Source organism: Nonomuraea aridisoli (assembly GCF_003236395.1).
Lineage (GTDB): Bacteria > Actinomycetota > Actinomycetes > Streptosporangiales > Streptosporangiaceae > Nonomuraea > Nonomuraea aridisoli.
This window is the reverse complement of the sequence record NZ_POUD01000012.1, coordinates 15,480-36,468: the sequence shown is the minus strand read 5'-3', so window position 1 is coordinate 36,468 and position 20,989 is coordinate 15,480. Positions and strand designations below refer to the sequence as shown.

At 71.4% G+C, this 20,989-nt stretch carries 19 protein-coding genes and 1 riboswitch; of the genes, 7 read left to right on the top strand and 12 right to left on the bottom strand.

Annotation, left to right across the window (positions count from 1 at the left end):
* Positions 1 to 72: 72 nt before the first annotated feature.
* From C1J01_RS05150 to C1J01_RS05130, 5 genes are all read right to left on the bottom strand, one after another.
* Positions 73 to 771: a nitroreductase gene (locus tag C1J01_RS05150; RefSeq protein WP_220039739.1), complete on the bottom strand. Its 699-nt coding sequence runs from the start codon at positions 769 to 771 to the stop codon at positions 73 to 75.
* A gap of 151 nt (positions 772 to 922) precedes the next feature.
* Complete coding sequence (locus C1J01_RS05145; protein ID WP_111176553.1) at positions 923 to 1,402, bottom strand: MarR family winged helix-turn-helix transcriptional regulator; 480 nt, start codon at positions 1,400 to 1,402, stop codon at positions 923 to 925.
* Between the two features lie 139 nt (positions 1,403 to 1,541).
* Positions 1,542 to 2,249 (bottom strand): CHAP domain-containing protein, encoded by a 708-nt coding sequence (locus C1J01_RS05140; RefSeq protein WP_111176551.1) that lies wholly within the window; start codon positions 2,247 to 2,249, stop codon positions 1,542 to 1,544.
* A gap of 13 nt (positions 2,250 to 2,262) precedes the next feature.
* A riboswitch (cyclic di-AMP (ydaO/yuaA leader) is annotated at positions 2,263 to 2,401 on the bottom strand.
* Positions 2,402 to 2,781: 380 nt separating this feature from the next.
* Positions 2,782 to 3,735 (bottom strand): Gfo/Idh/MocA family protein, encoded by a 954-nt coding sequence (locus C1J01_RS05135; protein ID WP_220039738.1) that lies wholly within the window; start codon positions 3,733 to 3,735, stop codon positions 2,782 to 2,784.
* 27 nt (positions 3,736 to 3,762) lie between these two features.
* The gene (locus C1J01_RS05130) at positions 3,763 to 4,584 is read right to left on the bottom strand and encodes an aldo/keto reductase (protein WP_111176547.1); all 822 of its coding nucleotides are present in this window, start codon (positions 4,582 to 4,584) and stop codon (positions 3,763 to 3,765) included.
* Positions 4,585 to 4,676: 92 nt separating this feature from the next.
* Here C1J01_RS05130 and C1J01_RS05125 point away from each other — a divergent pair, with 92 nt between their 5' ends.
* Complete coding sequence (locus tag C1J01_RS05125) at positions 4,677 to 5,621, top strand: hypothetical protein (RefSeq protein WP_111176545.1); 945 nt, start codon at positions 4,677 to 4,679, stop codon at positions 5,619 to 5,621.
* Entirely contained in the window at positions 5,618 to 6,799 is a 1,182-nt protein-coding gene (locus tag C1J01_RS05120; protein WP_111176543.1) for a DUF6716 putative glycosyltransferase, read from the top strand. The genes C1J01_RS05125 and C1J01_RS05120 overlap by 4 nt, the downstream gene beginning before the upstream one ends.
* Here C1J01_RS05120 and C1J01_RS05115 read toward each other — a convergent pair.
* The 5 genes from C1J01_RS05115 to C1J01_RS05095 form a co-directional block, all read right to left on the bottom strand.
* Positions 6,783 to 8,048, bottom strand: coding sequence for a polysialyltransferase family glycosyltransferase (locus tag C1J01_RS05115; protein WP_111176541.1), 1,266 nt, complete (start codon positions 8,046 to 8,048; stop codon positions 6,783 to 6,785). The genes C1J01_RS05120 and C1J01_RS05115 overlap by 17 nt on opposite strands.
* Positions 8,049 to 9,029 (bottom strand): glycosyltransferase family 2 protein, encoded by a 981-nt coding sequence (locus tag C1J01_RS05110; RefSeq protein ID WP_111176539.1) that lies wholly within the window; start codon positions 9,027 to 9,029, stop codon positions 8,049 to 8,051.
* A 29-nt stretch (positions 9,030 to 9,058) separates the two neighbouring features.
* Positions 9,059 to 11,134, bottom strand: coding sequence for an N-acetylneuraminate synthase family protein (locus C1J01_RS05105; RefSeq protein WP_235854262.1), 2,076 nt, complete (start codon positions 11,132 to 11,134; stop codon positions 9,059 to 9,061).
* Between the two features lie 74 nt (positions 11,135 to 11,208).
* Positions 11,209 to 11,886, bottom strand: a complete 678-nt coding sequence (locus C1J01_RS05100) for a response regulator (protein WP_111176535.1) — start codon at positions 11,884 to 11,886, stop codon at positions 11,209 to 11,211.
* Complete coding sequence (locus tag C1J01_RS05095) at positions 11,883 to 13,388, bottom strand: sensor histidine kinase (RefSeq protein ID WP_111176533.1); 1,506 nt, start codon at positions 13,386 to 13,388, stop codon at positions 11,883 to 11,885. Before C1J01_RS05095 ends, C1J01_RS05100 begins: the two co-directional genes overlap by 4 nt.
* Positions 13,389 to 13,497: 109 nt before the next feature.
* On the opposite strand from C1J01_RS05095, the gene C1J01_RS05090 reads away from it, so the two are divergent.
* Positions 13,498 to 14,823 carry a cation:dicarboxylate symporter family transporter gene (locus C1J01_RS05090; protein ID WP_111176531.1) on the top strand — a complete coding sequence of 442 codons (1,326 nt, stop codon included), beginning with the start codon at positions 13,498 to 13,500 and terminating at the stop codon, positions 14,821 to 14,823.
* A 65-nt stretch (positions 14,824 to 14,888) separates the two neighbouring features.
* Here C1J01_RS05090 and C1J01_RS05085 read toward each other — a convergent pair whose 3' ends face one another.
* On the bottom strand, positions 14,889 to 16,247 hold the full coding sequence (locus tag C1J01_RS05085; protein WP_111176529.1) for a sensor histidine kinase: 1,359 nt from the start codon (positions 16,245 to 16,247) through the stop codon (positions 14,889 to 14,891).
* Positions 16,248 to 16,311: 64 nt separating this feature from the next.
* Positions 16,312 to 17,811 (bottom strand): glycoside hydrolase family 13 protein, encoded by a 1,500-nt coding sequence (locus C1J01_RS05080; RefSeq protein ID WP_111176527.1) that lies wholly within the window; start codon positions 17,809 to 17,811, stop codon positions 16,312 to 16,314.
* Between the two features lie 264 nt (positions 17,812 to 18,075).
* Here C1J01_RS05080 and C1J01_RS05075 point away from each other — a divergent pair, with 264 nt between their 5' ends.
* The 4 genes from C1J01_RS05075 (at position 18,076) to C1J01_RS05060 (ending at position 20,942) form a co-directional block, all read left to right on the top strand.
* Positions 18,076 to 19,338: a NosD domain-containing protein gene (locus tag C1J01_RS05075; RefSeq protein ID WP_235854261.1), complete on the top strand. Its 1,263-nt coding sequence runs from the start codon at positions 18,076 to 18,078 to the stop codon at positions 19,336 to 19,338.
* A 60-nt stretch (positions 19,339 to 19,398) separates the two neighbouring features.
* Positions 19,399 to 19,710 carry a hypothetical protein gene (locus tag C1J01_RS05070; protein WP_146615474.1) on the top strand — a complete coding sequence of 104 codons (312 nt, stop codon included), beginning with the start codon at positions 19,399 to 19,401 and terminating at the stop codon, positions 19,708 to 19,710.
* Positions 19,711 to 19,783: 73 nt separating this feature from the next.
* The gene (locus C1J01_RS05065) at positions 19,784 to 20,188 is read left to right on the top strand and encodes a VOC family protein (RefSeq protein ID WP_111176523.1); all 405 of its coding nucleotides are present in this window, start codon (positions 19,784 to 19,786) and stop codon (positions 20,186 to 20,188) included.
* A 151-nt stretch (positions 20,189 to 20,339) separates the two neighbouring features.
* Positions 20,340 to 20,942 (top strand): ACT domain-containing protein, encoded by a 603-nt coding sequence (locus C1J01_RS05060; RefSeq protein ID WP_111176521.1) that lies wholly within the window; start codon positions 20,340 to 20,342, stop codon positions 20,940 to 20,942.
* Positions 20,943 to 20,989: the final 47 nt, after the last annotated feature.

Genomic DNA, 20,989 nt, shown 5'->3' with positions numbered 1-20,989 from the left:
GTGAAGGGATGCCGGTGCTCCGGCCGGCTCGCGCCGGTGGCGCCTCGGGTGGAAGCCTCGGGTGGGAGGACGTCACGCCGCATGTGCTTGCCGGACCGCGTCCCCGACGAAGGTGACCGTCTCGTCGAGCGGCGCGCGGCCGCTACGGGTGTGACCCGTCGTGACGTCCTCGAAGCCGATCGACACGCCGCAGAAGAGGACGAGCCCTTCCGGCGGGTGCAGGATCTCCGCGACGGTCTTGCGATACACCGACCACGCCATCTGCGGGCAGCTGTGCAGCCCCTCGGCGCGCAGCAGCAGCATGACGGTCTGCAGGTACATGCCGACGTCGGCCCATTGCGGCGGACCCATGTCGCGGTCGATGTAGCAGAACAGGGCGGCGGGCGCGCCGAAGAAGTCCCAGTTCGCGGCGGCGGCCCTCTGGCGCGCCTCCCAGTCCTCGCGCGCGATGCCGAGCGCGCCGTATCGTTCCCGGCCGAAGGCGGAGCGCCGCTCGCGGTACGGGGACTTCAGGTCGGCCGGGTACATCTCGTACTCCCGCTCGTCCCAGGCGTCGCCCGAAGCGACCCGCTGGAGCGCGCGCTTCTTGAGCTCGGCCAGCGGCTCTCCGGTCAGCACGTAGACGTGCCACGGCTGGAGGTTCGATCCCGACGGCGACCGGGCCGCGGCGGTCAGCACGCGCTCCAGCACCTCTCTCGGGACGGGCTGGTCGGTGAAGCCCCGCACCGCCCGCCGGCTCGTGACCGCCTGGTAGACGTCCACGATCCTCATCTCCCTAACTGCTCTCCCACTGTGTTTCACCTGCGATTGTATCATTCGCGATTGTATCGAACAATACTTTCTGGAGGGTGTGACAGGTCACAGGGGTGTAGGGGGACGCGCCGAACCGCAGACGCTCACAGGGCCGACGGCACGGCCAGGCCTATGCCTGGCCGCCCGAGGGGTAGGCGAACCGGGTCAGCAGATCCCTCAGTTGCTCGGCCTCGGCGGGCTCCATGTGGCCGACCAGGCGCTCGGCCGCCGGCTCCGCCGCCACATGGGCGGCATCGAAGAGCTCGAGACCCTTGGGGGTGATCTCCACAGATCGCACGCGCCGGTCCCCGGGGACGCTCTTGCGCACGGCGAGCCCCATGCGTTCCAGATCGTCCACGACGCGCATGATGCCCGCCCTGTCCGACCCGGTCGCCGCCGCGAGGTCCCGCTGCACCGTGGCGCCCCGGTCGACCAGCACGATCATCACCGCGAAATGTCGCAACTCGATGCCGAGCGGCCGAATCGCCTCCGTCATCGCCGTGGCCGCGCGCCAGTGCGCCTGGCGCAGCAGCAGGCCGAGAGCGAAAGGCGTGGTGTCACCAGGGCGGCCGGTCGCACGCGAGGCGCTCCGAGGATCGTCGGCGGTCATGCGAGCATGCTACTCCGCTACCTTTTCATTCGATACGTTCTCATACGCACCAAAACGCGTGGTGTCCGGAGAACGCGCGAAGCGCGTGCCCCCGGGTTACGGGGACACGCGCTCGCGTGGGGGAGGGGGAGGGGATCGGTCAGGCGGCGTACTGCGGGTAGCCGTAGCCGACGACCTGCGACTTCGGCCGGACGCGCTCCTCGACCTTGCCGTTGCCGGTGTTGCCCTCGATCGTGGAGATCGTGCCGTCGCCGTTGTCCTTCACGACGAAACCGACGTGGTTGATGGCGTCGAGGTCCTTGCTGCCGCTCCAGGAGAAGAAGACCACGGCGCCGGGCTGCACCTCGGTGCCCCAGCGGTCGTTCTTCTCGAACCACTTGGCGTAGGTGACGGTGTAGGCGTCCCAGCCGACGGCCGGGCGGGCGCCGGAGTGCTCGCCGACCCAGGAGACGAACATCGCGCACCACGGGGCGTTCAGGTAAGCGGCGCGGTTGCCGCCGTCACGGGCGATGGTCTCGGCCGCGCGCTGGGAGGCAGCGTACCACTTCTGGTACGGCGTGCCGCCGCCGGCGGAGTTCTCGGAGGTGCCGACCTGGGACTCGGCCAGGCTCAGGACCTGCTGCGCGGTGACGCTGACCTTGGTCTCTTGGGCCTTTTTCCCGGCCGCCTTATGGGCGTTGTCCGGGTGGTTGGCGGTGACGGCCGCGGTGGCGGGCTTGACCGGCGTCGTCGTGGCTTCGGCGTTCGCTACGGCTGTGCCGCCGAGGACCGAGGCGAGGACGGAGGTGCCGAGAGCGGCACGGGCGATGTTCTTCTTCGAGACAGCGAGAATACGGTGCTTGGCCATCGAGCGGGTTTACTCCTTGCTTCCATGCCGCTTACCGGGTTAGCTGACGGGCTCGGGCGTGGAAGCTGCCCTACGGCACCGAAGTGCCGATTCGCCCCGGAAGGACTTGGGTCCCCGGTTCCGCCCGAAGGCGGATTCAGCGGTCACAGGACGATCCTGTGATGTGTCGTGCGATGGTCGGACAACGCCGGACAAACCGGACGTTCGCCGCAAGATGCCCCACAAGGTAATACATGGGGCAAGAGGATTACAACTCCATAAAGGCCCAGTCAGGCGAAAAGCCTCTGAGCATCGGCCGGAACCCCCGTCATGGCAAGGGATTCGTCAAGGCGCAAGATCGAGAAATCGATCGGGCCCACGGCCTGCGGCGACGCGGATGAGGCACTCAGGAGAGCGCCGGGATGCTCCCGCGTCCGATGTGTACAACCAGGCTCGTCCCGGGGTAATTCCCCGGCAACGAGATTTCCACGAGACCGTGTGCGCCACCGGGGTTGTGCAACACCCCGGTCGGCTCCGTCTCATGGAGCGCCCGTCAGGCGAGCTGCCTGCGGGCCTCGGCCAGAAGCCCCAGCATGGCCAGGGATTCGTCAAGGGGCATGATCGAGGATTCGGTCCTGCCCTCGGCCGTCGCGGCGCGGACTTCGCGCAGCTCACCGGCGTAACCGTTGTCCGCCGGATCGAGCACGTGCTCCTCCGGCTCCATGTCGGGGCCGGAGAGGACGATCCGTTGTGGCGCCCAGAAGGGAGCCGGGATGTCCGCCCGCATTCGCGTACCCACAACACACGCCTGGTTCGGGTAATTCCCGAGCAACGAGGTGGCCACGAGAGCGTGTCGGCCGCCGGGGTAGAGCAATACGCCGGCGGCCTCCGCGTCAACGCCGCTGGGGGCGAGGGAGCCGGTGACGTGCAGCCCCGTGGGCATGCCCATGAGCACCTGGGCCAGCCCGAAGGGGTAGATCCCGAGGTCGAGCAGGGCGCCGCCGCCCAGCTCAGGCGCCCACAACCGGTGCGCGGGGTCGTACGGCAGCGTGAACCCGAAGCTCGCCTGCACCGAGCGGATCTCGCCGAAGCGAGGGTCGGCGGCGAGGCGCTGGACGAGGGGGTTGAACCTCATCCACATCGCCTCCATCAGGAACACACCGGCCTCACGGGCCAGGCGCACCATCTTCTCGGCGTCGTCGAGGGTGGCGGCCAGGGGCTTCTCGCAGAGCACGGCCTTGCCCGCCGCGATCGCGGCCTCCGCCACCTGCAGGTGCTGGGCGTGGGGCGTCGCCACGTAGATCGCGTCGACGTTCGGGTCGGCGCAGAGCTGCTCGTAGGAGCCGTACGCCGACTCCGCCCCCAGCTCGGCGGCCAGGGCCTGGGCACGCCCGAGGTCGCGGGAGCCTACGGCGGCCACCCGCATCCCCGGCTCCGCCACGATGGCCGCGCCCACGGTGCGGGCGATGCCGCCGGTCGCCGCAATTCCCCACGTGAAGTCTCGCACGCGGGAAATCGTATCCTGAGGTAAAAATCAGGTCATGTTGAAGGTGCCGGGATCGGCCCCGAGGCGCTGACCGCGGTTCATCGCGCTGATGACGGCCATGTCCTCCTGGTCGAGGACGAAGTCGAAGACGCCGATGTTCTCCTTGATCCGGGCGGGGGTCACGGACTTGGGGATGACGACGTGGCCCAGCTGCAGGTGCCAGCGGATCACGATCTGCGCGGGGGTCCTGCCGCACTTGCGCGACAGCACCTCCAGTGCCGGGTCCGCCAGCAATCCGCGGCCCGAGCCGAGCGGGCTCCACGCCTCCGTCAGGATGCCGTTGGCCTCCTGGAAGGCCCGCATCTCGCGCTGCTGGAAGTACGGGTGGAGCTCGATCTGGTTGATGGACGGCGTGATGTCCGTCTCGTTCATGAGCCGGGTGAGGGTCTCGATCGTGAAGTTGGAGGTCCCGATGGCCCTGGCGCGCCCGTCACGGTAGATCTTCTCCAGGGCCCGCCAGGCCTGGACGTACTTGTCCTGGGCCGGCACCGGCCAGTGGATGAGGAAGAGATCGACGTAGTCGAGGCCGAGCCGTTCCAGGCTCTCGTCGAAGGCTGCCTCGGCCCGGTCGTGGTCGGAGTTCCACAGCTTCGTCGTGACGAACACCTTCTCGCGCGGCCGCCCGCACGCGCGCACCGCGCGACCGACGCCCTCCTCGTTGCCGTAGGCGGCGGCGGTGTCGACGTGCCGGTAGCCGGCCTGAAGGGCGAGGCCGACGGCGTGCTCGGCCTCGTCGGCGGGGACCTGCCAGACGCCGTAGCCCAGCTGCGGGATCTGGACGCCGTCGGTGTTCAGCAGCAGCGAATTCATACCCTCCATTGTTCACGTCGCGTTTCTGGCCGCTTAAGGCGGTGGGGCTACCTTGAAGCGGTCGTGAACGGGCCATCGACTGGAGGGCAGGAGTGGTCGAACAGGCGTCGGCCTGGGTGGAGTCCCCGCTCCAGATGCTGTGCGCCGTCGAGGCCCACCATGCCGGGGTGCTCGGCCCCGTGACGGCCATCGTGCCGCGCGCGGGCCTGCGCCCTCTGAAGGCCACGCGGCGTGAGCTGCGCCGCCTCGGGCTGCCCGAGGGACTGGTGCTGACCGAGCCGCGCGAGCGCATGCCCCGGCACGTGCAGGCCTTCGGCGACGCCTTCTCCGGCCGGGTCCAGCTGCGCTGGCTGCTGTCCAGGCCCGGCCGTGTCGTCATCGTGGACGACGGGCTGGCCACGCTGCGGCTGCTGGAGCTGATCGCGGACGGCCCGTACCGGCCGCTGCTGCGCGCCCGCGCCGAAGCCAGCCGGATGCGCGCCGCGCTGGGCCTGGCCGCCGCGCTGCGGCTGCGCGCGAGCAGGGTGTCGGTCTTCACCGCCCTGCCGGTGGAGGCCGAGCTGGAGGCGGCCGTCCGCCGGGCCGGCGTCGAGCTCGTCCGGCACGACTTCGCCTGGTTGCGCGCCCAGCCGCCGAGCGCCGAAGGCCCTGCCGAGCGCACGGTCGTGCTCGGCACCTCGCTCGTCCGCAACGGCCTGGTGCACCGCGACCATTACCTGCGCTGGCTGACCGACCTGGCCGCGCGCGAGCCGCTGGCGTACTACCCGCACCGCCGCGAGGACCCCGTGGACGTCGCGCTGATCCGGGAGCGTCCCGGCATCACCGTCCACGACGCCGGCGCGCCCGCCGAGCTGACGCTGCGCGGCCTCGACGCCGGGCAGCGCGTGCTCAGCCTGCCCTCGACCGCGATCACCTCGCTGCGGGTGCTGCTCAGCCCGCGCGGCGTCGCCGTCGAGCCCGTGGACGTTCCCGATGACTGGTGGACCAGCAGGGCGGCCCCCGCCCTGCGATCGCATTTGACTGGAGTGTCTGGGTGAGAGTGCTGGCGGTCGCCGACTCCGACTCGTACTTGAAGTGGGCGGCCTGCCTGCTCGGTGACCTGCCCCCGGGCTGCGTGACGGAGCTGGCCGTGGTGCGCACGCCGATCGCCCCCTCGGGGGAGCAGATCGCCGCCGCCGTGCAGGGGCGCCCGGCGCCGCCCGTGTTGTCGGCCCGTTCCGTGCGGCGGCTGGCCGAACGGACCAGGCCCGACGTGATCCTCGTGGCCTGCACGGGCCCGGTCGTGGACATCCTGGTGGCCGAGGTGCTGGCCGATCTCCGGCCGCGGCCGGTGTTCGTCAGCGGGCTGCCCGGCATCTCGGTGCCCGCGACGGAGAAGGCGTGGTTGTTCCGCAGCGGCTGCGACCTGTTCGTGGTGCACAGCGAGCGCGAGGTGGCGGAGTTCTCCGAGATCGCCGCCCGGCTCGGCGGGGGAGGGGCGGTGGGCCTGGCCCGGCTGCCGTTCCTGCGTCCCGCGGGCCCCGCCTTCGAGGCGCCGGCGCGCGGTGGCGACCGGGTGGTGTTCGCCACCCAGGCCAAGGTGCCGCGCCAGCGCGAGCAGCGCGAGAGCATCCTGCGCGTGCTCGCCGACCTGGCCGCCGCCCGCCCCGACCTCGACGTCGTGGTCAAGCTGCGCGCCCTGGAGGACGAGCGCCAGACCCACAAGGAACGCTTCCACTACCAGCGGCTGTGGCGGGAGATGGGCGAGCCGGGCCGGGTGGAGTTCGCCACCGGGTCGATGCACGACCAGCTCACGCGGGCGGCCGGGTTCGTCACGGTCAGCTCCACGGCCGCGCTGGAGGCGATCGCGCTCGGCGTGCCGACGCTGGTGCTCGGCGACTTCGGCGTGAACGCCGAGATGATCAACCTGGTCTTCGAGGACAGCGGCCTGCTCGGCACCCTCGACGACCTGGCCGCCGGCAGGTTCCACACCGCCTCGCCGGCCTGGTGCGCCGCCAACTACTTCCACCCCGCCGAGCGCAGCGACTGGACGGGGCTGCTCAACGGACTGGTGATCTCCCACTCGCGCACGCCGGCCAGGTCGCTGCTCGACGGGCCCGAGCACGCGGGCGCGCGACGCAGGGCCCGGCTCCGGGTGGAGGTCCCGCCGAAGATGTTGCGGGTGGGATACCGGGCCAAGCGCCGCGTGCGCCGCTACCTCAAAGCGCTGACCTGAGCTTCCTGCCGATCCTGGTGAGCGCGCCGGGCTTGGGCTTCGGCTCGGCCTTGGCCGCCGCCGGGACGGCGAAGCCGAGCGCCTCCAGGCGCTTGCGCTTGAAGTAGCGCGGATCGAACGCGATCTCCGCCGGCCGCAGGTCCGGGTAGGCGTCGGCCTGCATGCAGTAGCCGACCGCGCGTACGAGCGCGGGCAGGTCCACGGCCGGCGGCCGGTCGATGTGCCCCTCGGCCGACAGCCGGGGCAGCAGGGCGTCGACGATCGTGACCGGGATCCGGTTGCTGTTCTCGTACGGCGTCAGCCGCTCCAGCACCAGCTCGGTGCCGTACGAGGCCACCGGCAGCCCGAAGAAGCGCTGGGCCGTCACCAGCGCGGTCGAGAAGCAGCCGGTGACCAGCTCGGGCCGCAGCGCGGCGAAGCACACCTCGGCCGGCACGCTCTCCCCGGCCACCGCCAGCCGCACCCCGATCCGGTCGGCCGCCGCCCGCATGAGCTGCGCGTGCCGGCGCCCGGCGGCCGGGTGCGGCTTGAAGACGACGCTGGTGTAGCCGCGGGCGGCCAGCGCCCCGAGCATCGTCTCGTGCAGCCCGGCCTCCTCCTCCGGCGTCACGATGTCGAGCGCCGACAGGTACTGGCCGAGGATGAGCGCCTGCCCGGCCAGCATGTCGGGGGCGGTCGCGGTGACCTCGTGCACGATCGCCAGGAACCGTTCGGCGGGCAGCACCTCGGGGGCGACGCCGTACTCGCTGAGCAGCAGCGGCGTCAGGTCCGGCACGAGGCCCAGGTGCAGGAGCCGCTCGACGCGGCGGAAGATCTCGAGGGGCAGCGGGTCACGGGTGGGGCCGTAGCTCATCAGCCCGTCGGAGTAGACCGAGATCGGGCAGTCGCGCACCAGCCCCGCGATCGTGCGGGCCGGCGCCACCGCGATCGACTCCAGCACCAGCTCCTCGACGTCCTCCAGCGCCCACACCGAGCGCAGCAGCCGCTCGATCATCGGCACCTCGATGACGCGCGCCCGCCAGTCCGACGGGTGGAGCGGCGCGATGAGCTCGTTCCAGGATCGCACCTCGTCGAAGCGCGAGCGCAGCACGGCGAAGCCGGGGGTCTGCTCCAGCGGCGTCGCCACCTCGGGGACGGTCGCGTTGTTCGACACGATCAGCACGCGGCGGCCGTCGCCGAACCGTCCGTCGTCGATGGCGGCCGCCAGCGACATCACCCCGAACAACGTCGAGGCGTAGAAGACCTTCATTTACGTCTCCTCCCGGTCCCGGCGGACCCGGACATGCGGGCTGGGGGGCAGGTCGGGCAGCAGCGGCCGCAACGCGTCCGCACGTTCGACGGGCATCCGCGCGACCGAGTCGGCCACCAGCTCCGCCGGCAGCGCGCGCACCATCTGCGCGCCGCGCTCCTCGAAGGCGGCGCGCAGCTCCGGCGTGAACCGGTCGCCGAGCTCCAGGTGGTGGGCGAGCAGCGCGCAGAAGTTCCGCACCGCCTTGGGCAGGAAGCGCGGGTCCACGTCCTTGAAGACCAGCTCGAAGGCGTCGAAGAAGTGCAGCTGGCGCTCGTCGCCCACCTGGGTGAGCGACCCCGCGACCAACCGCCGGTAGAACACCCCGGCCATCGACACCACCGCGAACGAGGCGGCCTCCTGGTGCAGCCGCCAGATCCACGGCCGGTCCTCGGCCGTGTGCAGCGAGCCGGGGAAACACAGCAGGTCGCCGAGCGAGCGCCGGTAGATCCCCGCCCAGGCGTACGGGTAGTCCACCATGGTGCGCACGTCGGCGGGCAGGATGGCGTCGCGGGGGTCGAGCACCGCGCCGCGCCGCGCCGCCGGGGCGCGGTGCACGACCCGCTTGCGGCCCTCGACCTGCACGTGGTCGGCGCGGACGAAGTCGCAGCCGAGCCCGTCGATGGCCTCGACGAGCCGTGTCAGGTAACCGGGGGCGAGCCAGTCGTCGCCGTCCATGAACGTGACGTACCGGCCGGTCGCGGCCGACAGGCCCGCGTTGCGCGCGTCCGCCAGCCCCACGGGGGAGGGGTTGCGCACCACGGTCAGACCGGGCAGGTCACCGGCGAAGTCGGCGATGACCTCGCCGGTGCCGTCCACGGACCCGTCGTCCACGACGATGAACTCGAAGTCGTGCCGGGCGTTGCGGCACAGCGAGGTGAGCGCGTCGGCGATGTAGCGCTCGCCGTCCCGCACCGGCACGACGACCGAGAGGGTGGTCAAGGTAGGTTTCTCCAGGGGTTACGACGTGACTAGGCGGTCACCCGGCGAAGGCGGGCCTTCGGAGCCTCCTCGCCGGGGAAGACGCGCTTGACGCCGTCGCCCATGGCCTGCTCGATGATGCGGATGTCGCGTACCAGGTGCTCCAGGCCGGACGGCTCCAACGAGGCGGCGTGGTCGGAGCCCCACATCGTGCGGTCGAGGGTGATGTGCCGCTCCACGGTGACCGCGCCGAGCGTGACCGCGGCCAGCGAGATCTGCAGGCCGCGCTCGTGGCCGGAGTAGCCGACCGGGACGCCGTAGCGCTCCTTGAGCGTGGTGATCGTGCGCAGGTTGGCCTCCTCGGGAGGCAGCGGGTACGTGGACGTCGCGTGCATCATGATCAGCCTGTCGGTGCCGAGGATCTCGACCGCCCGGTCGATCTCCGACAGCGTGGACATGCCGGTCGACAGGATGATCGGCTTGCCGGTGGCGGCCAGGGCGCGCAGCAGCTCGTGGTCGGCGATGCTGGCCGAGGCCACCTTGTGCACCAGCACGTCCATCTCCTCCAGGAACTCCACGGAGGGGACGTCCCACGGCGAGGCGAACCAGTGCAGGCCGCGCTCGTCGCAGTATTTCGCGATCTGCCGGTACTCGTCGCGGCCGAACTCGGTGCGCTCCTTGTACTCCAGGTACGTCATCTCGCCCCACGGCGTCTGCCGGATCTGGCCCTTCTGCTCCTCGGGCACGCAGATCGCGGGGGTGCGCTTCTGGAACTTGACCGCCTGGCAGCCGGCGTCGGCGGCCACGTCGATGAGGCGGCGGGCGATGTCGAGGTCGCCGTTGTGGTTGATGCCGATCTCGCCGATGACGTACACCGGCTCGCCGTCGCCCACCAGCACGTCGCCGATCGCGACCGGCGCGAAGCGGGGCCGGGTGCGGACCGGCGCCGCCGGGGTGACCGTGCCGGACGCCGTGGCGACCGGCGTCGCGGCCGCCTCGGGACGGGCGGCCAGCACGCGGTCGCACAGCTCGCGCACCGCGCCGGACCCGCCGGGCCTGGTCAGCACCACGCGGGCCGCGGCGCGCGCCTTCGGGTGGGCGTCGGGCGTGGCCACCGGCCAGCCGACCTCGCCCATCGCGCCCAGGTCGTTGACGTCGTTGCCGACGTAGGCGACGCGGGCCGGGTCGAGGCCCTCGATCCGCAGCCACTCGCGCAGCGCGGTGCGCTTGTCGGACAGCCCCTGCAGCACCGGCACGCCGAGCTTGAGCGCGCGGGCGGCCACCACCGGGTTCTGCTCGGTCGACATGACCAGCACCTTCACCCCGGAGCGCTTCAGCAGCGAGACGCCCATCCCGTCGGAGCGGCTGACCAGGACCATCTCGCGGCCGTCGGAGTCGACGTAGGCGCGGTCGTCGGTGTGCACGCCGTCGAAGTCGGTGACGACGGCGTCCACGTCGATCGGCTCGGGCTTGTCGACGAACGGGGCCAGCGCGCGCACCAGCTCGAGGTCCTCCGGCCGGTCGATCTCGACGGCGTGCTGCGGCGGCACCGGCTGCACGGCGATCGTGCCGAAGAAGCGGCGGCCGTGCTCGCGCAGGCCGGAGGTGCGCATGACGTAGAAGGCGCCGTTCTCGCGGAACTGCGGCTCGAGCTCCTGGCGGCGCTTCCTGACGGCCGGGTCGTGGTTGACGCCGGCGCCGGCGGCCGTCCACAGGAACTCGTGCGTGGGCAGCCCGGACACGACCGAGTCGGCCTCGCCGTCCAGCACCTTGCGCACCGCGGACGTCAGGTCCTCCGGGTCGATGAACGCGCTCGTGGCCTGCACCAGCACGACCACCTCGGGGTCGGCGCCGAGCGCGTCGAGCGCGTGCAGCACGGCCGACTCGCTGGAGGCGGTGGGGCCGCTGAGCTCCTCGGGACGCTCGACGACGGTGGCGCCGGCCTGCCTGGCGGTCTCGGCGATCCCGGCGTGGTCGGTGCTCACCACGACCTCGTCGACCAGTTCGGCGCGCAGACAGGCGCGCACCGCCCTGGTGACCAGCGGGACGCCCCCGACCAGGGCGAGGTTCTTCAGGGGTACGCCCGCCGAACCTCCGCGGGCGGGAACTACGGCCAGGACTCGCAAGGTGTTTCTCCTCAAACGCATCGGATAGCACCCAGAAGCTAGATGGCCGGATTGAACGGCCAGCGTCACCGTCATTAACTTTCCATGGGGATCCGGTAGAGCAACTCTGGCCGGCCCACCCCGCCGTACCTCGGGACGCGCACCGCCATCCCCAGCTCCACCAGGTATTCCAGGTAGCGGCGGGCCGTCACCCTCGACACCCCGACCACGTCGGCCACGCCCTGCGCCGCCATCCCGTGCGGGTGCTCGCGCAGCCGCGCGGCGACCGCGTCGAGGGTGTCGCGCGACATGCCTTTGGGCAGCTCGGAGCTGCCCCGCAGGGTGCCGAGCACCCGGTCCACGTCGCCCTGCCCGACCGCGAGGCCCGCCTCGTCCTTGAACCGGGCGTAACGCTGCAGCTTCTCGGCCAGTGTCGCGTACGTGAACGGCTTGAGCAGATACTGCGAGACCCCGAGCGACACCGCCGAGCGCACCATGGCCAGGTCGCGCGCGGAGGTGACGGCGATGACGTCGCACATGAGGCCGCCCGCCCGCACCGCCCGGCACACCTCCAGGCCGTGCATGTCGGGCAGGTTGAGGTCGAGCAGCAGGAGGTCGACCGGCCGGCGGCGCAGGAAGCGCAGCGCCTCCCCGCCGGACCTGACCACCCCGGCCACCTCGAAGCCCGGCACCCGTTCGACGTAGATGCGGTTGGCCTCGGCGGTGATCTCCTCGTCCTCCACCACCAGTACGCTGATCTGCTCAGGGATCATCTGGCCGGCTCCCGAACGGGCAAGCGCACGGTGAACTCCGACCCCGCCACGTCGATGGTGCCGCCGAGCCGCCGCACCGCCTGCCCGACGAGCGCCAGGCCGAGCCCGTGGCCGTCGCCCTTGGTCGTCCAGCCCCTCTCGAACGCCGCCGGGTCGGTCAGGCCCGGCCCGTCGTCGGCCACCCGGATCACCACGCCGTGCTCGTCGCCGCTGAGGTGCACCTCCACCCGGCCGGCCGCGTCGATCGCGTTGTCGATCAGGTTGCCCACGATGGTGACCAGCTCGCGCGGGTCGAGGCCGAGATCGTCGAGCTCGCTGTCCTCGCTGATCACCAGCTCGCCGCCGCGCTCGGCCGCCTCGGCGCTCTTGCCCAGCAGCAGCGCCGCCAGCACCGGCTCGCGTACGGAGCCGACCACGCGGTCGGTCAGCTCCTGGGCGGCCCGCAACTCGGCCGTGCCCAGCGCGACCGCCTGCTCGGTACGGCCCAGCTCCACGAGCGTGATGACGGTGTGCAGCCGGTTGGCCGCCTCGTGCGCGGCCGAGCGCAGCGACTCGGCGAAACCGCGCTCGGCGTCGAGCTGGCCGGTCAACGCCTGCAGCTCCGTGTGGTCACGCACGGTGACCACGGTGCCGAGCCGGCTCGGCGCGGTGCCGACCGCCAGCACCCGGTCACCGACCAGATGCACCTGCTCCTCCTCGCCGCGGAGCACCCCCTCGGCGAGCGGGGCCAGGCCCAGCTCGGCCACGTGGCGGCCCTCGGCGTCGGCGGGCAGGGCGAGCAGGTGCCGGGCGGCGTCGTTGCAGAGCGTCAGCCGGCCGTCCCTGCCGACGAGCAGCAGGCCCTCGCGGACGGCGTGCAGGACCGCGTCGTGGTGCTCGTGGATGCGGCCCAGCTCGACCGGGCCCAGCCCGTGCGTCTGGCGGCGCAGCCGCGCGGTGACCAGCCACGTGCCCGCCACGCCCAGACCCAGCGCGAGCGCCACGATCACCCCGCCCCAGGCGAGCCGGTCGCGCAGCCGGGCGCTGATCCGGTCGATCGTGATGCCGGCGCTGACCAGCGCCCGAACCTGCCCGCCGGCCACGACCGGGGTGACCACGCGCTTGGAGGGGCCGAGCGTGCCGGTGTAGGTCTCGCTGAACGTCTCGCCGGCCAGCGCCCGCCCGGTGTGCCCGAGGAAGCGGCGGCCGATCTCGGCCGGGTTCGGATGGGTGTAGCGGGTGCCGTCGGTCCGCATGATCGTGATGAAGTCGACACCCGTGGCCAGGCGCACCCGTTCGGCGTACGGCTGCAGGCGCGCGCTCGGGTCGGGGTCGTCGAGGGCGTCCGCCACGTCGGGCGAGGCCGCCACGCTGACCGCCACGGCCCGCGCCGTGGCGCCCGCCTCCTCGGTCAGCAACTCGTGGGCCTGCACCAGCGCCAGCGCCGCGCCGCCCGTGGCCGTGACGGCGACCACGAGCAACTGCAGCACCAGCATCTGGCCCGCCAGGCTCCAGCGCCGCATCTCTGGACCTCTCCGTGAACGAAACTTACGCAATGGTGACCTGCATCACTCGTGAGGCGCATAGTCGCACATCAGAAGGTCCCTCCAAAACCTGCTGAAAGACAGTGCCATGCGTGATCGCACCCGATATCTCTACCTGGCCGTCATCGTGGCGGTCCTGCTCGGCATCATGGTCGGCTTCCTGTGGCCGGACGTCGGCACGGCCCTCAAGCCGCTGGGCACCGGCTTCGTCGCGTTGATCCAGATGGTGATCGGCCCCATCATCTTCTGCACCATCGTGCTCGGCGTCGGCTCGGTGCGCCAGGCCGCCAAGGTCGGCAAGGTCGGGGGGCTCGCCCTCGGCTACTTCATCGTCATGTCCACGGTAGCGCTGATCATCGGCCTGCTCGTCGGCAACCTCATCGACCCCGGGGCGGGGCTGCAGCTGACCGACAGCGCCCGGCAGGCGGCGGAGACGGCCGCGGCCGAGGGCGGGGAGGCCAGCACGGTCGACTTCCTGCTCGGCATCATCCCCGAGACGCTGCTGTCGTCGCTCACCGAGGGCTCGGTGCTGCAGGCGCTGCTCGTGGCGCTGCTGGCCGGGTTCGCGCTGCAGTCCATGGGGCCGAAGGGCGAGCCGATCCTGCGCGGCATCGAGCACCTGCAGCGACTCGTGTTCCGCATCCTCGCCATGATCATGTGGGCCGCCCCGGTGGGCGCGTTCGGCGCGATGGCCGCGGTCGTGGGCGCCACCGGCATCGAGGCGCTCAAGAGCCTGGCCATCATCATGGTCGCCTTCTACGTGACGTGCGTGCTGTTCGTCGGCGTGGTGCTGGGCGCGATCCTGTGGGCGGTCGCCCGGATCAACCTGTGGTCGCTGCTGCGCTACCTGGGCCGCGAGTTCCTGCTCATCCTGTCCACCTCGTCGTCGGAGACGGCGCTGCCGCGGCTCATCGCCAAGATGGAGCACCTGGGCGTGAGCAAGGCGGTGGCCGGCATCACCGTGCCGACCGGCTACTCGTTCAACCTCGACGGCACGGCCATCTACCTCACCATGGCCACGCTGTTCATCGCCACGGCCACCGGGTCGCCGCTGGAGTTCGGGGAGCAGCTCGCGCTGCTGCTGTTCATGATGATCGCCTCCAAGGGCGCGGCGGGCGTGACCGGCGCGGGCCTGGCCACGCTGGCGGGCGGCCTGCAGGCGCACCGGCCCGAGCTGGTCGACGGCGTCGGCCTCATCGTGGGCATCGACCGGTTCATGTCCGAGGCGCGGGCGCTGACGAACTTCGCCGGCAACGCCGTGGCGGCCGTGCTCGTGGGCACCTGGACCGGCGAGTTCGACCGGGAGCGCGCCGGGCAGGTGCTCGCCGGGCGGGCGCCGTTCGACGAGGCGACGCTGCTCGACGACGACGAGCCGGAGCCGCGCGAGCCGGCCAAGGAGATGACGCCCGCCTGAGCGGGGCGGGGTTTTCGCGGCGGGGCCGGGATCTCCCGGCTCCGCCGTCGTGCCGGGCGGAGTGTTCACGAGTCGTCGTCCGGCGGGGCGATGGGCAGGCGCAGGACGAAGCGGGCGCCGCCCCTGTAGTCCTCCACGCAGATGTGGCCGCGGTGCGCCTGGACGACGTCGCGGGCGATGGCCAGGCCCAGCCCGGTGCCGCCGGTGTCGCGGCTGCGGGCGGCGTCCAGGCGGGTGAAGCGTTCGAAGATGCGCTCGCGGTCCTCCACCGCGATCTCCACGCCGTCGTTCTCCACCGCCAGCACCGCCTGGCCGCCCTCCCTGCCGACCGTCACCCTCACCGTGTGCTCGGCGTGCCGCTGGGCGTTGTCCAGCAGGTTCGTCAGGACGCGGGCCAGCTGGAGCCGTACGCCGTCGACGACCACGCCCTGCTCAAGGTCCACCCGCACGGGCAGCTTGTCGTTCCTGACCTTCAGCTCCGCCCGCACGAGGCCGGCCAGGTCGATGCGCTCCCTGGCCGCGTCCACCCGCGAGCCGATCCTGGCCAGCAGCAACAGGTCCGTGATGATGGCCTCCAGCCGGTCGGTGTCGCGCAGCGCGCTGTCCACCAGCTTCTGCAGGTCGGTGTCGTCCGGATAGAGCTGGGCGCTCTCCAGTTGGGCGCGCAGCCCGGCGATCGGCGTGCGCAGCTCGTGGGAGGCGTCGGAGGCGAAGCGGCGCTGCTGCTCGGCGGAGCGTTCGAGCCGCTCCAGCGTGCCGTTGACGGACCGGGCGAGCTGGGCCACCTCGTCGTCGCCGGGCGGCTGGGTGACCCGGCGGCTCAGGTCGCCGGCGTGCACGGCGTCCAGCTCGCCGCGCATGATCCGCACCGGCCGCAGCGCCCGGCCGGTGATCAGCCACGTGGCCCAGCCGGCCAGCGCGATGAGGACGGCGATCTCCGCGTACACGACGACGTCGACGACCCGGGTGGCGAGCATCTCGGGCGTCCTGCGGCCGGCGTAGACGACGGGGGAGTCGGCGCCCATGGAGACCCGGACCGCCGTCAGGTGCACGCACTCGGTGGGCAGGCAGTTCGTGGTGTTGACCACGCGGTGGCGGGGGCCGGGGCGCACGTCGCTGAGCGGCGGCATGTTCCTGGCCGCGTCGCTCGTCGACAGGAACCGGCCGTCGGGTGCGACGACCTGGATGAGGTCGACGTTCGGGTTCGGCACCGGGATGGACGAGCCCAGGGGGAGCGCGCCGCCGCGCATCTCGAAGGCGACGCGTTCGGCGGTGTCACGGGTCTCGCTGTAGACGCTGGCCGTCACCAGGGTCCGGGACACGGCGATGCCGCCGACGCCCACGGGGATGAGCACGAGGGCGGCGACGGCCGTCGCGATGAGGGTGACGCGTACGCGCAGGGACCGGGCCCACCGGGGTGCCACCCCCCGAGGTTACCGAGCGTAATTGCAGGTATTTGTCCGGTAAAGGAAAAGTTTCGACCAATCGTCAGCGTTGTACCCAGACGGCGGTGTCTGGTGGAATTGCGCCGTCGTCGGTCAGCGGCCCGCTGGCCAGCAGCACCTCGCCGGGCACGCTCACCGGCTCCTCACCCGTGTTGAGCACGACGACCAGCCCCGGATCGCGTTCGATCATCAGCACGTCCCTGGGGGAGTCGAGCCACGTCAGCGTGCCGCCGCCGAGCGCCGGATGCCGCTTGCGCAGCCGCAGCGCGGCCCGGTAGAGGTTCAGCGTCGAATCGGGGTCGTCCTCCTGGGCCTCGGCCGACAACGACGCCCACGCCGGCGGGATCGGCAGCCACGGGTCGCGCCAGCCGAGGTCGCCGGACGACGTCCACGGGATCGGCACCCGGCAGCCGTCGCGGCTCTCGCCGCGGCGCTTGAACGCCGGGTCCTGGCGCAGCTCGTCGGGCAGGTCGAGCACCTCGGGCAGCCCCAGTTCCTCGCCGTTGTAGAGGTAGGCCGAGCCGGGCAGCGCCAGCATCAGCAGGGTGGCCGCCCGGGCCCTGGCCAGGCCGCCGTGGCGGGTGACGTGGCGCGGCTTGTCATGGTTGGACAGCACCCACGTGGTGGGCGCGCCCACCAGCTCGGCCTCCTTGAGCGACTTCTCGATGACCGTGCGGAACGACTTGGCGTGGAAGTCGGCCATCATGAACTCGAAGTTGAACGCCTGGTGCAGCTCGTCGGGGCCGACGTAGCGGGCCAGCCGCTCGGGCGAGGAGACCCACGCCTCCGCCACCGCCATGCGCCCGCCCGGGTAGGAGTCGAGGATCGGCCGCCACTCGCGGTAGATGTCGTGCACGCCGTCCTGGTCGAAGTACGGGACGATCTCGTCGCCCAGCATCTCGGCCTGCGGGCCCTCCTTCACGCCCACGTCGGGCAGCCCGTCGGCCTTGATCATGCCGTGCGCCACGTCGACGCGGAAGCCGTCGACGCCCCGGTCCAGCCAGAAGCTCAGGATGTCGCGGAACTCGGCGCGCACCTCCGGGTGCTCCCAGTTGAGGTCGGGCTGCTCGGGCGCGAACAGGTGCAGGTACCACTGCCCGTCGGCGACCTGCGTCCAGGCCGGACCGCCGAAGATCGACTCCCAGTCGTTGGGCTTGTCACGGAAGACGTAGCGGTCGCGGCGCTCCCCGCGCAGCGCCTCCTGGAACCACGGGTGCTGGTCGGAGGAGTGGTTCGGCACCAGGTCGACGATGACCCTGATGCCCTTGCCGTGGGCCTCGGCGACGAGCGCGTCGAAGTCGGCGAGCGTGCCGAAGATCGGGTCGACGTCGCGGTAGTCGGCCACGTCGTAGCCGCCGTCGGCCATCGGGGAGGTGTAGAAGGGGCTCAGCCAGATGGCGTCGACGCCCAGGTCGGCGAGATAGCCGAGCCGCTCGCGCACGCCCTCCAGATCGCCCGTCCCGTCGCCGTCGGCGTCGGCGAAGCTGCGAGGGTACACCTGGTACACGACGGCGTCCCGCCACCAGTCGTCGTTGCCGAGCATGGTTGTCCTTCCCCGGATGACCCGAGTTGTCGGGTGGTGGTCTGGTGCAGGATCGCCCTTTCCTCGGCGAAAGGTCAAGTGCAAGTTGCGGAAAGTTGCAGGGGGGCCATGCCGTCTCCTTTTCCGGACCTTTGCCGAAGGGCTTGACAAAGGCGCCATCATGCGGGTGGAGCTTCGCGGATGTGTGGCGCGTCATCGGGCGATCACGCTACGGTGGGCGACTACCGAATTCCGTTCGACGCAACTGGATAGTGGTGTGCTCGCATGAGGTTGCTGTCCGTGGCCGTGGTCGCCTCGCTCCTTCCCGCCGTTCCGTCAGTGGCCCAGGCACAGACGCACGCCGAAGCGGGCACGACCTACTACGTCGACTCCCGGGCCGGGGACGACGCGGCGGCCGGCACGGGCGCCGGCACCGCGTGGAAGACCCTCGCCCCCGTCAACGCCGCCGACCTGAAGCCCGGTGACACGGTCGCGTTCAAGCGCGGCAGCGCCTTCACCGGCCCGCTCACCCTGGAGGCCAGCGGCACCGCCGCCCGGCCCATCGTGATCAAGTCGTACGGCGCCGGCCCCCTGGCGAGGATCAGCGGCGCGGACGACGACTGCGTGATCGTCAAGGGGAACCACTGGCGCGTCAGCGGGCTGCGCGCCTCGGGCTGCGGCTGGGCCGGCTTCCGGCTCGACGGCGACCAGAACGAGCTGGCCGGCGTGCACGCCGACCGCAACATCGCCGGCGTCCACGTCACCTACTCCGGCTCGCGCAACACCGTGCGTGACAGCGTCCTGGCCGACAACAACCGGATGAGCGTCAACGACGAGGGCGGCGACAACGACTCCGGCGCGTTCGGCGTGCTGCTCAACGGAGACGACAACGTGGTGACCGGCAACACCATCACCGGCAGCTTCGCCAGGAGCAAGGACTACGGCTTCGACGGCGCGGCGGTCGAGGTCTACAACGGCGACCGCAACCGCATCACCCACAACACCGCCGGGAACAACGAGACCTTCACCGAACTCGGCGCGAAGAAGGGCAAGACCGCCTCCGGCAACGTCTTCGCCTTCAACGTCGTCACCTCGACGCGCAGCCGCGGCTCGTTCCTCATCACCCGCGGCCCGCGCCACATCGTCGGCCCGGTCAAGGGCACGGTCGCCGTGCACAACTCCGTCCACCTGCCGGGCCGCCACACCATCGGCTGGTCCTGCCACCACGGCTGCGCGCCGTCGATCCTCAAGCTGCGCAACAACGTCATCGTGGTCGGCGGCCAGGCCGGCTGGGAGGACGGCAAGGGCGCCGACGAGGCCGGCGGCGTCTACAAGGGCCGCACGGCGCGGTTCGCGCTCGGGCCGAAGTCCGTCATGGCCGACCCGCGTTTCTCCTCTGCGAGCGACCTGCGCGTACGCCCCGGCTCCCCGGCGCTCGACCGCGGCGTGCCCCTCACCCACTCCTGGTACGGCGGCAAGGACTTCGCCAAGGACGCCGCCGGCCGGCCGCTGACCGGCGCCCCGGACGCGGGGGCGTTCCAGCACTGAGGTTCCGGCACTGAGGTTCCGGCACTGGGCTTCCAGCACTGAGCCTTTAGAGTGAACGGCGTGCTGGAAGAAGACCTTCGCAGGCCGCTGGTGCGGCAGCTCGCCGAGTCCGACGCGCCGCGCCGCTACTGGCATCTCGGCGGCGGCAACGGCCGGGCCTGGTTGTTCGAGAGCGTCGAGGGCGACGGCGAGCACTGGGCCGTCCGGCAGGTCGAGATCGGCGCGGGCCCGGACGGCCGGGTCGCCCACCGCTACTCGTGGCGCCACCTGTACGACGAGCACGGCTTCCTCACCGACCAGCCGCTGGAGATCTGGGAGCTGACCGAGGTCACCGCCGAGGCGTTCGAGGCCGTCTGGGAGGCCGCCGGCTGAACTGTCGAATCCGCGACACCCCGTTCGACGCGTTCGTGACAGGCACGATTCACCGCGCGTGGAAGGAGCACTGGTGGACTGGAAGCTCGAAGTCGTTCCGATTCCGGTGGCCGATGTGGATGAGGCGAAGCGTTTCTACAGCGAGCAGCTCGGGTTCGTCGTGGACCACGACACCCGCACGGGTGGCGGCGTACGCATCGTGCAGCTCACCCCGCCGGGGTCGGCCTGCTCGATCGTCATCGGCGCCCCCACCGGCACCGAGCCCGGCGCCGTGCAGGGGCTGCAGATCGTGGTGCCCGACGTCGACGCCGCGCGGGCCGAGCTGGCCGGGCGCGGCGTCGAGGTCAGCGCCGTCAAGAACTACACCGAGGACGGCGCCCTGGCCGAGGGCAGGGGCGGCCGGTGGAACTCGTTCGTGTTCTTCAACGACCTCGACGGCAACGGCTGGGTCCTGCAGGAACGCCCCGCCGATGAGTGACGGATGACCTGCGGAAACTCCAACCTCCCTTTATCGACAAACCCGACTTAACACTGCATATTTGGATATAAGCGCAGCATGTGCGACATGTCCGTGGAACGTGCTTGAAATCTTTCCGCGGCACTGTGAGAGCCTCTGGAAAGGGGGCGCAATGCTGCTGCGACTGAGGGTGTCGCTGCCGGACCGGCCTGGAGGACTCGGCCAGGTCGCCAAGTCGTTGGGTGCTCTGGGAGCCGACATCCTCCAGGTCACCGTCCTCGAACGCGAGGCGGGGCGGGCCGTGGACGACTTCACCGTCTCCTGGCCGGGGCCGGTGACCCCGGCGCAGGTGCGCGAACGGTTGTCGTCCATGCCCGGCGTGCGGATCGAGGGAGTGTGGCCGACGAGGGACGTGCCCGGCTCGGCGCCCGACTACGACCTGCTCATGCACGTGGTCGCCGAGCCGTCGCGCGGATTCGCCACACTGGTGGACGCGCTGCCGGGGTTGTGCGGGGCGGAGTGGTCGGTGGCGGTGGCCGACGGCGCCGTACGGCATGCCTCGCTGGCGGCGCCGCCGGAGTTCGAGCCGCCCGAGGCGCCGCCGCGGGCCATCAGCATGGAGGGCAAGGAACACCGGCTGATGCTGCTGCCCGTGCTGACGGCCGGGCTGCACGTGGTGGTCGCGCGCGCGGAGGGGCCGGTGTTCCACCGTGCCGAGGTGGAACGCGCCGCCCGCATCGTGGACGTCGTCTCGAAACTGGCCGCCCGCGCCTGATCGTTTTCCTCACACAGCCGATTGACCCGGAAAACAGCTGATTACTA

Bases quoted from the DNA above. Each gene is read 5' to 3' on its own strand.
- C1J01_RS05080 (WP_111176527.1), bottom strand. From the start codon at position 17,811: ATGCTCGGCAACGACGACTGGTGGCGGGACGCCGTCGTGTACCAGGTG.
- C1J01_RS05140 (WP_111176551.1), bottom strand. From the start codon at position 2,249: ATGGCCAAGCACCGTATTCTCGCTGTCTCGAAGAAGAACATCGCCCGT.
- C1J01_RS05060 (WP_111176521.1), top strand. From the start codon at position 20,340: ATGCTGCTGCGACTGAGGGTGTCGCTGCCGGACCGGCCTGGAGGACTC.
- C1J01_RS05095 (WP_111176533.1), bottom strand. From the start codon at position 13,388: ATGCGGCGCTGGAGCCTGGCGGGCCAGATGCTGGTGCTGCAGTTGCTC.
- C1J01_RS05115 (WP_111176541.1), bottom strand. From the start codon at position 8,048: ATGAAGGTCTTCTACGCCTCGACGTTGTTCGGGGTGATGTCGCTGGCG.
- C1J01_RS05075 (WP_235854261.1), top strand. From the start codon at position 18,076: ATGAGGTTGCTGTCCGTGGCCGTGGTCGCCTCGCTCCTTCCCGCCGTT.
- C1J01_RS05100 (WP_111176535.1), bottom strand. From the start codon at position 11,886: ATGATCCCTGAGCAGATCAGCGTACTGGTGGTGGAGGACGAGGAGATC.
- C1J01_RS05150 (WP_220039739.1), bottom strand. From the start codon at position 771: ATGAGGATCGTGGACGTCTACCAGGCGGTCACGAGCCGGCGGGCGGTG.
- C1J01_RS05090 (WP_111176531.1), top strand. From the start codon at position 13,498: ATGCGTGATCGCACCCGATATCTCTACCTGGCCGTCATCGTGGCGGTC.
- C1J01_RS05145 (WP_111176553.1), bottom strand. From the start codon at position 1,402: ATGACCGCCGACGATCCTCGGAGCGCCTCGCGTGCGACCGGCCGCCCT.
- C1J01_RS05130 (WP_111176547.1), bottom strand. From the start codon at position 4,584: ATGAATTCGCTGCTGCTGAACACCGACGGCGTCCAGATCCCGCAGCTG.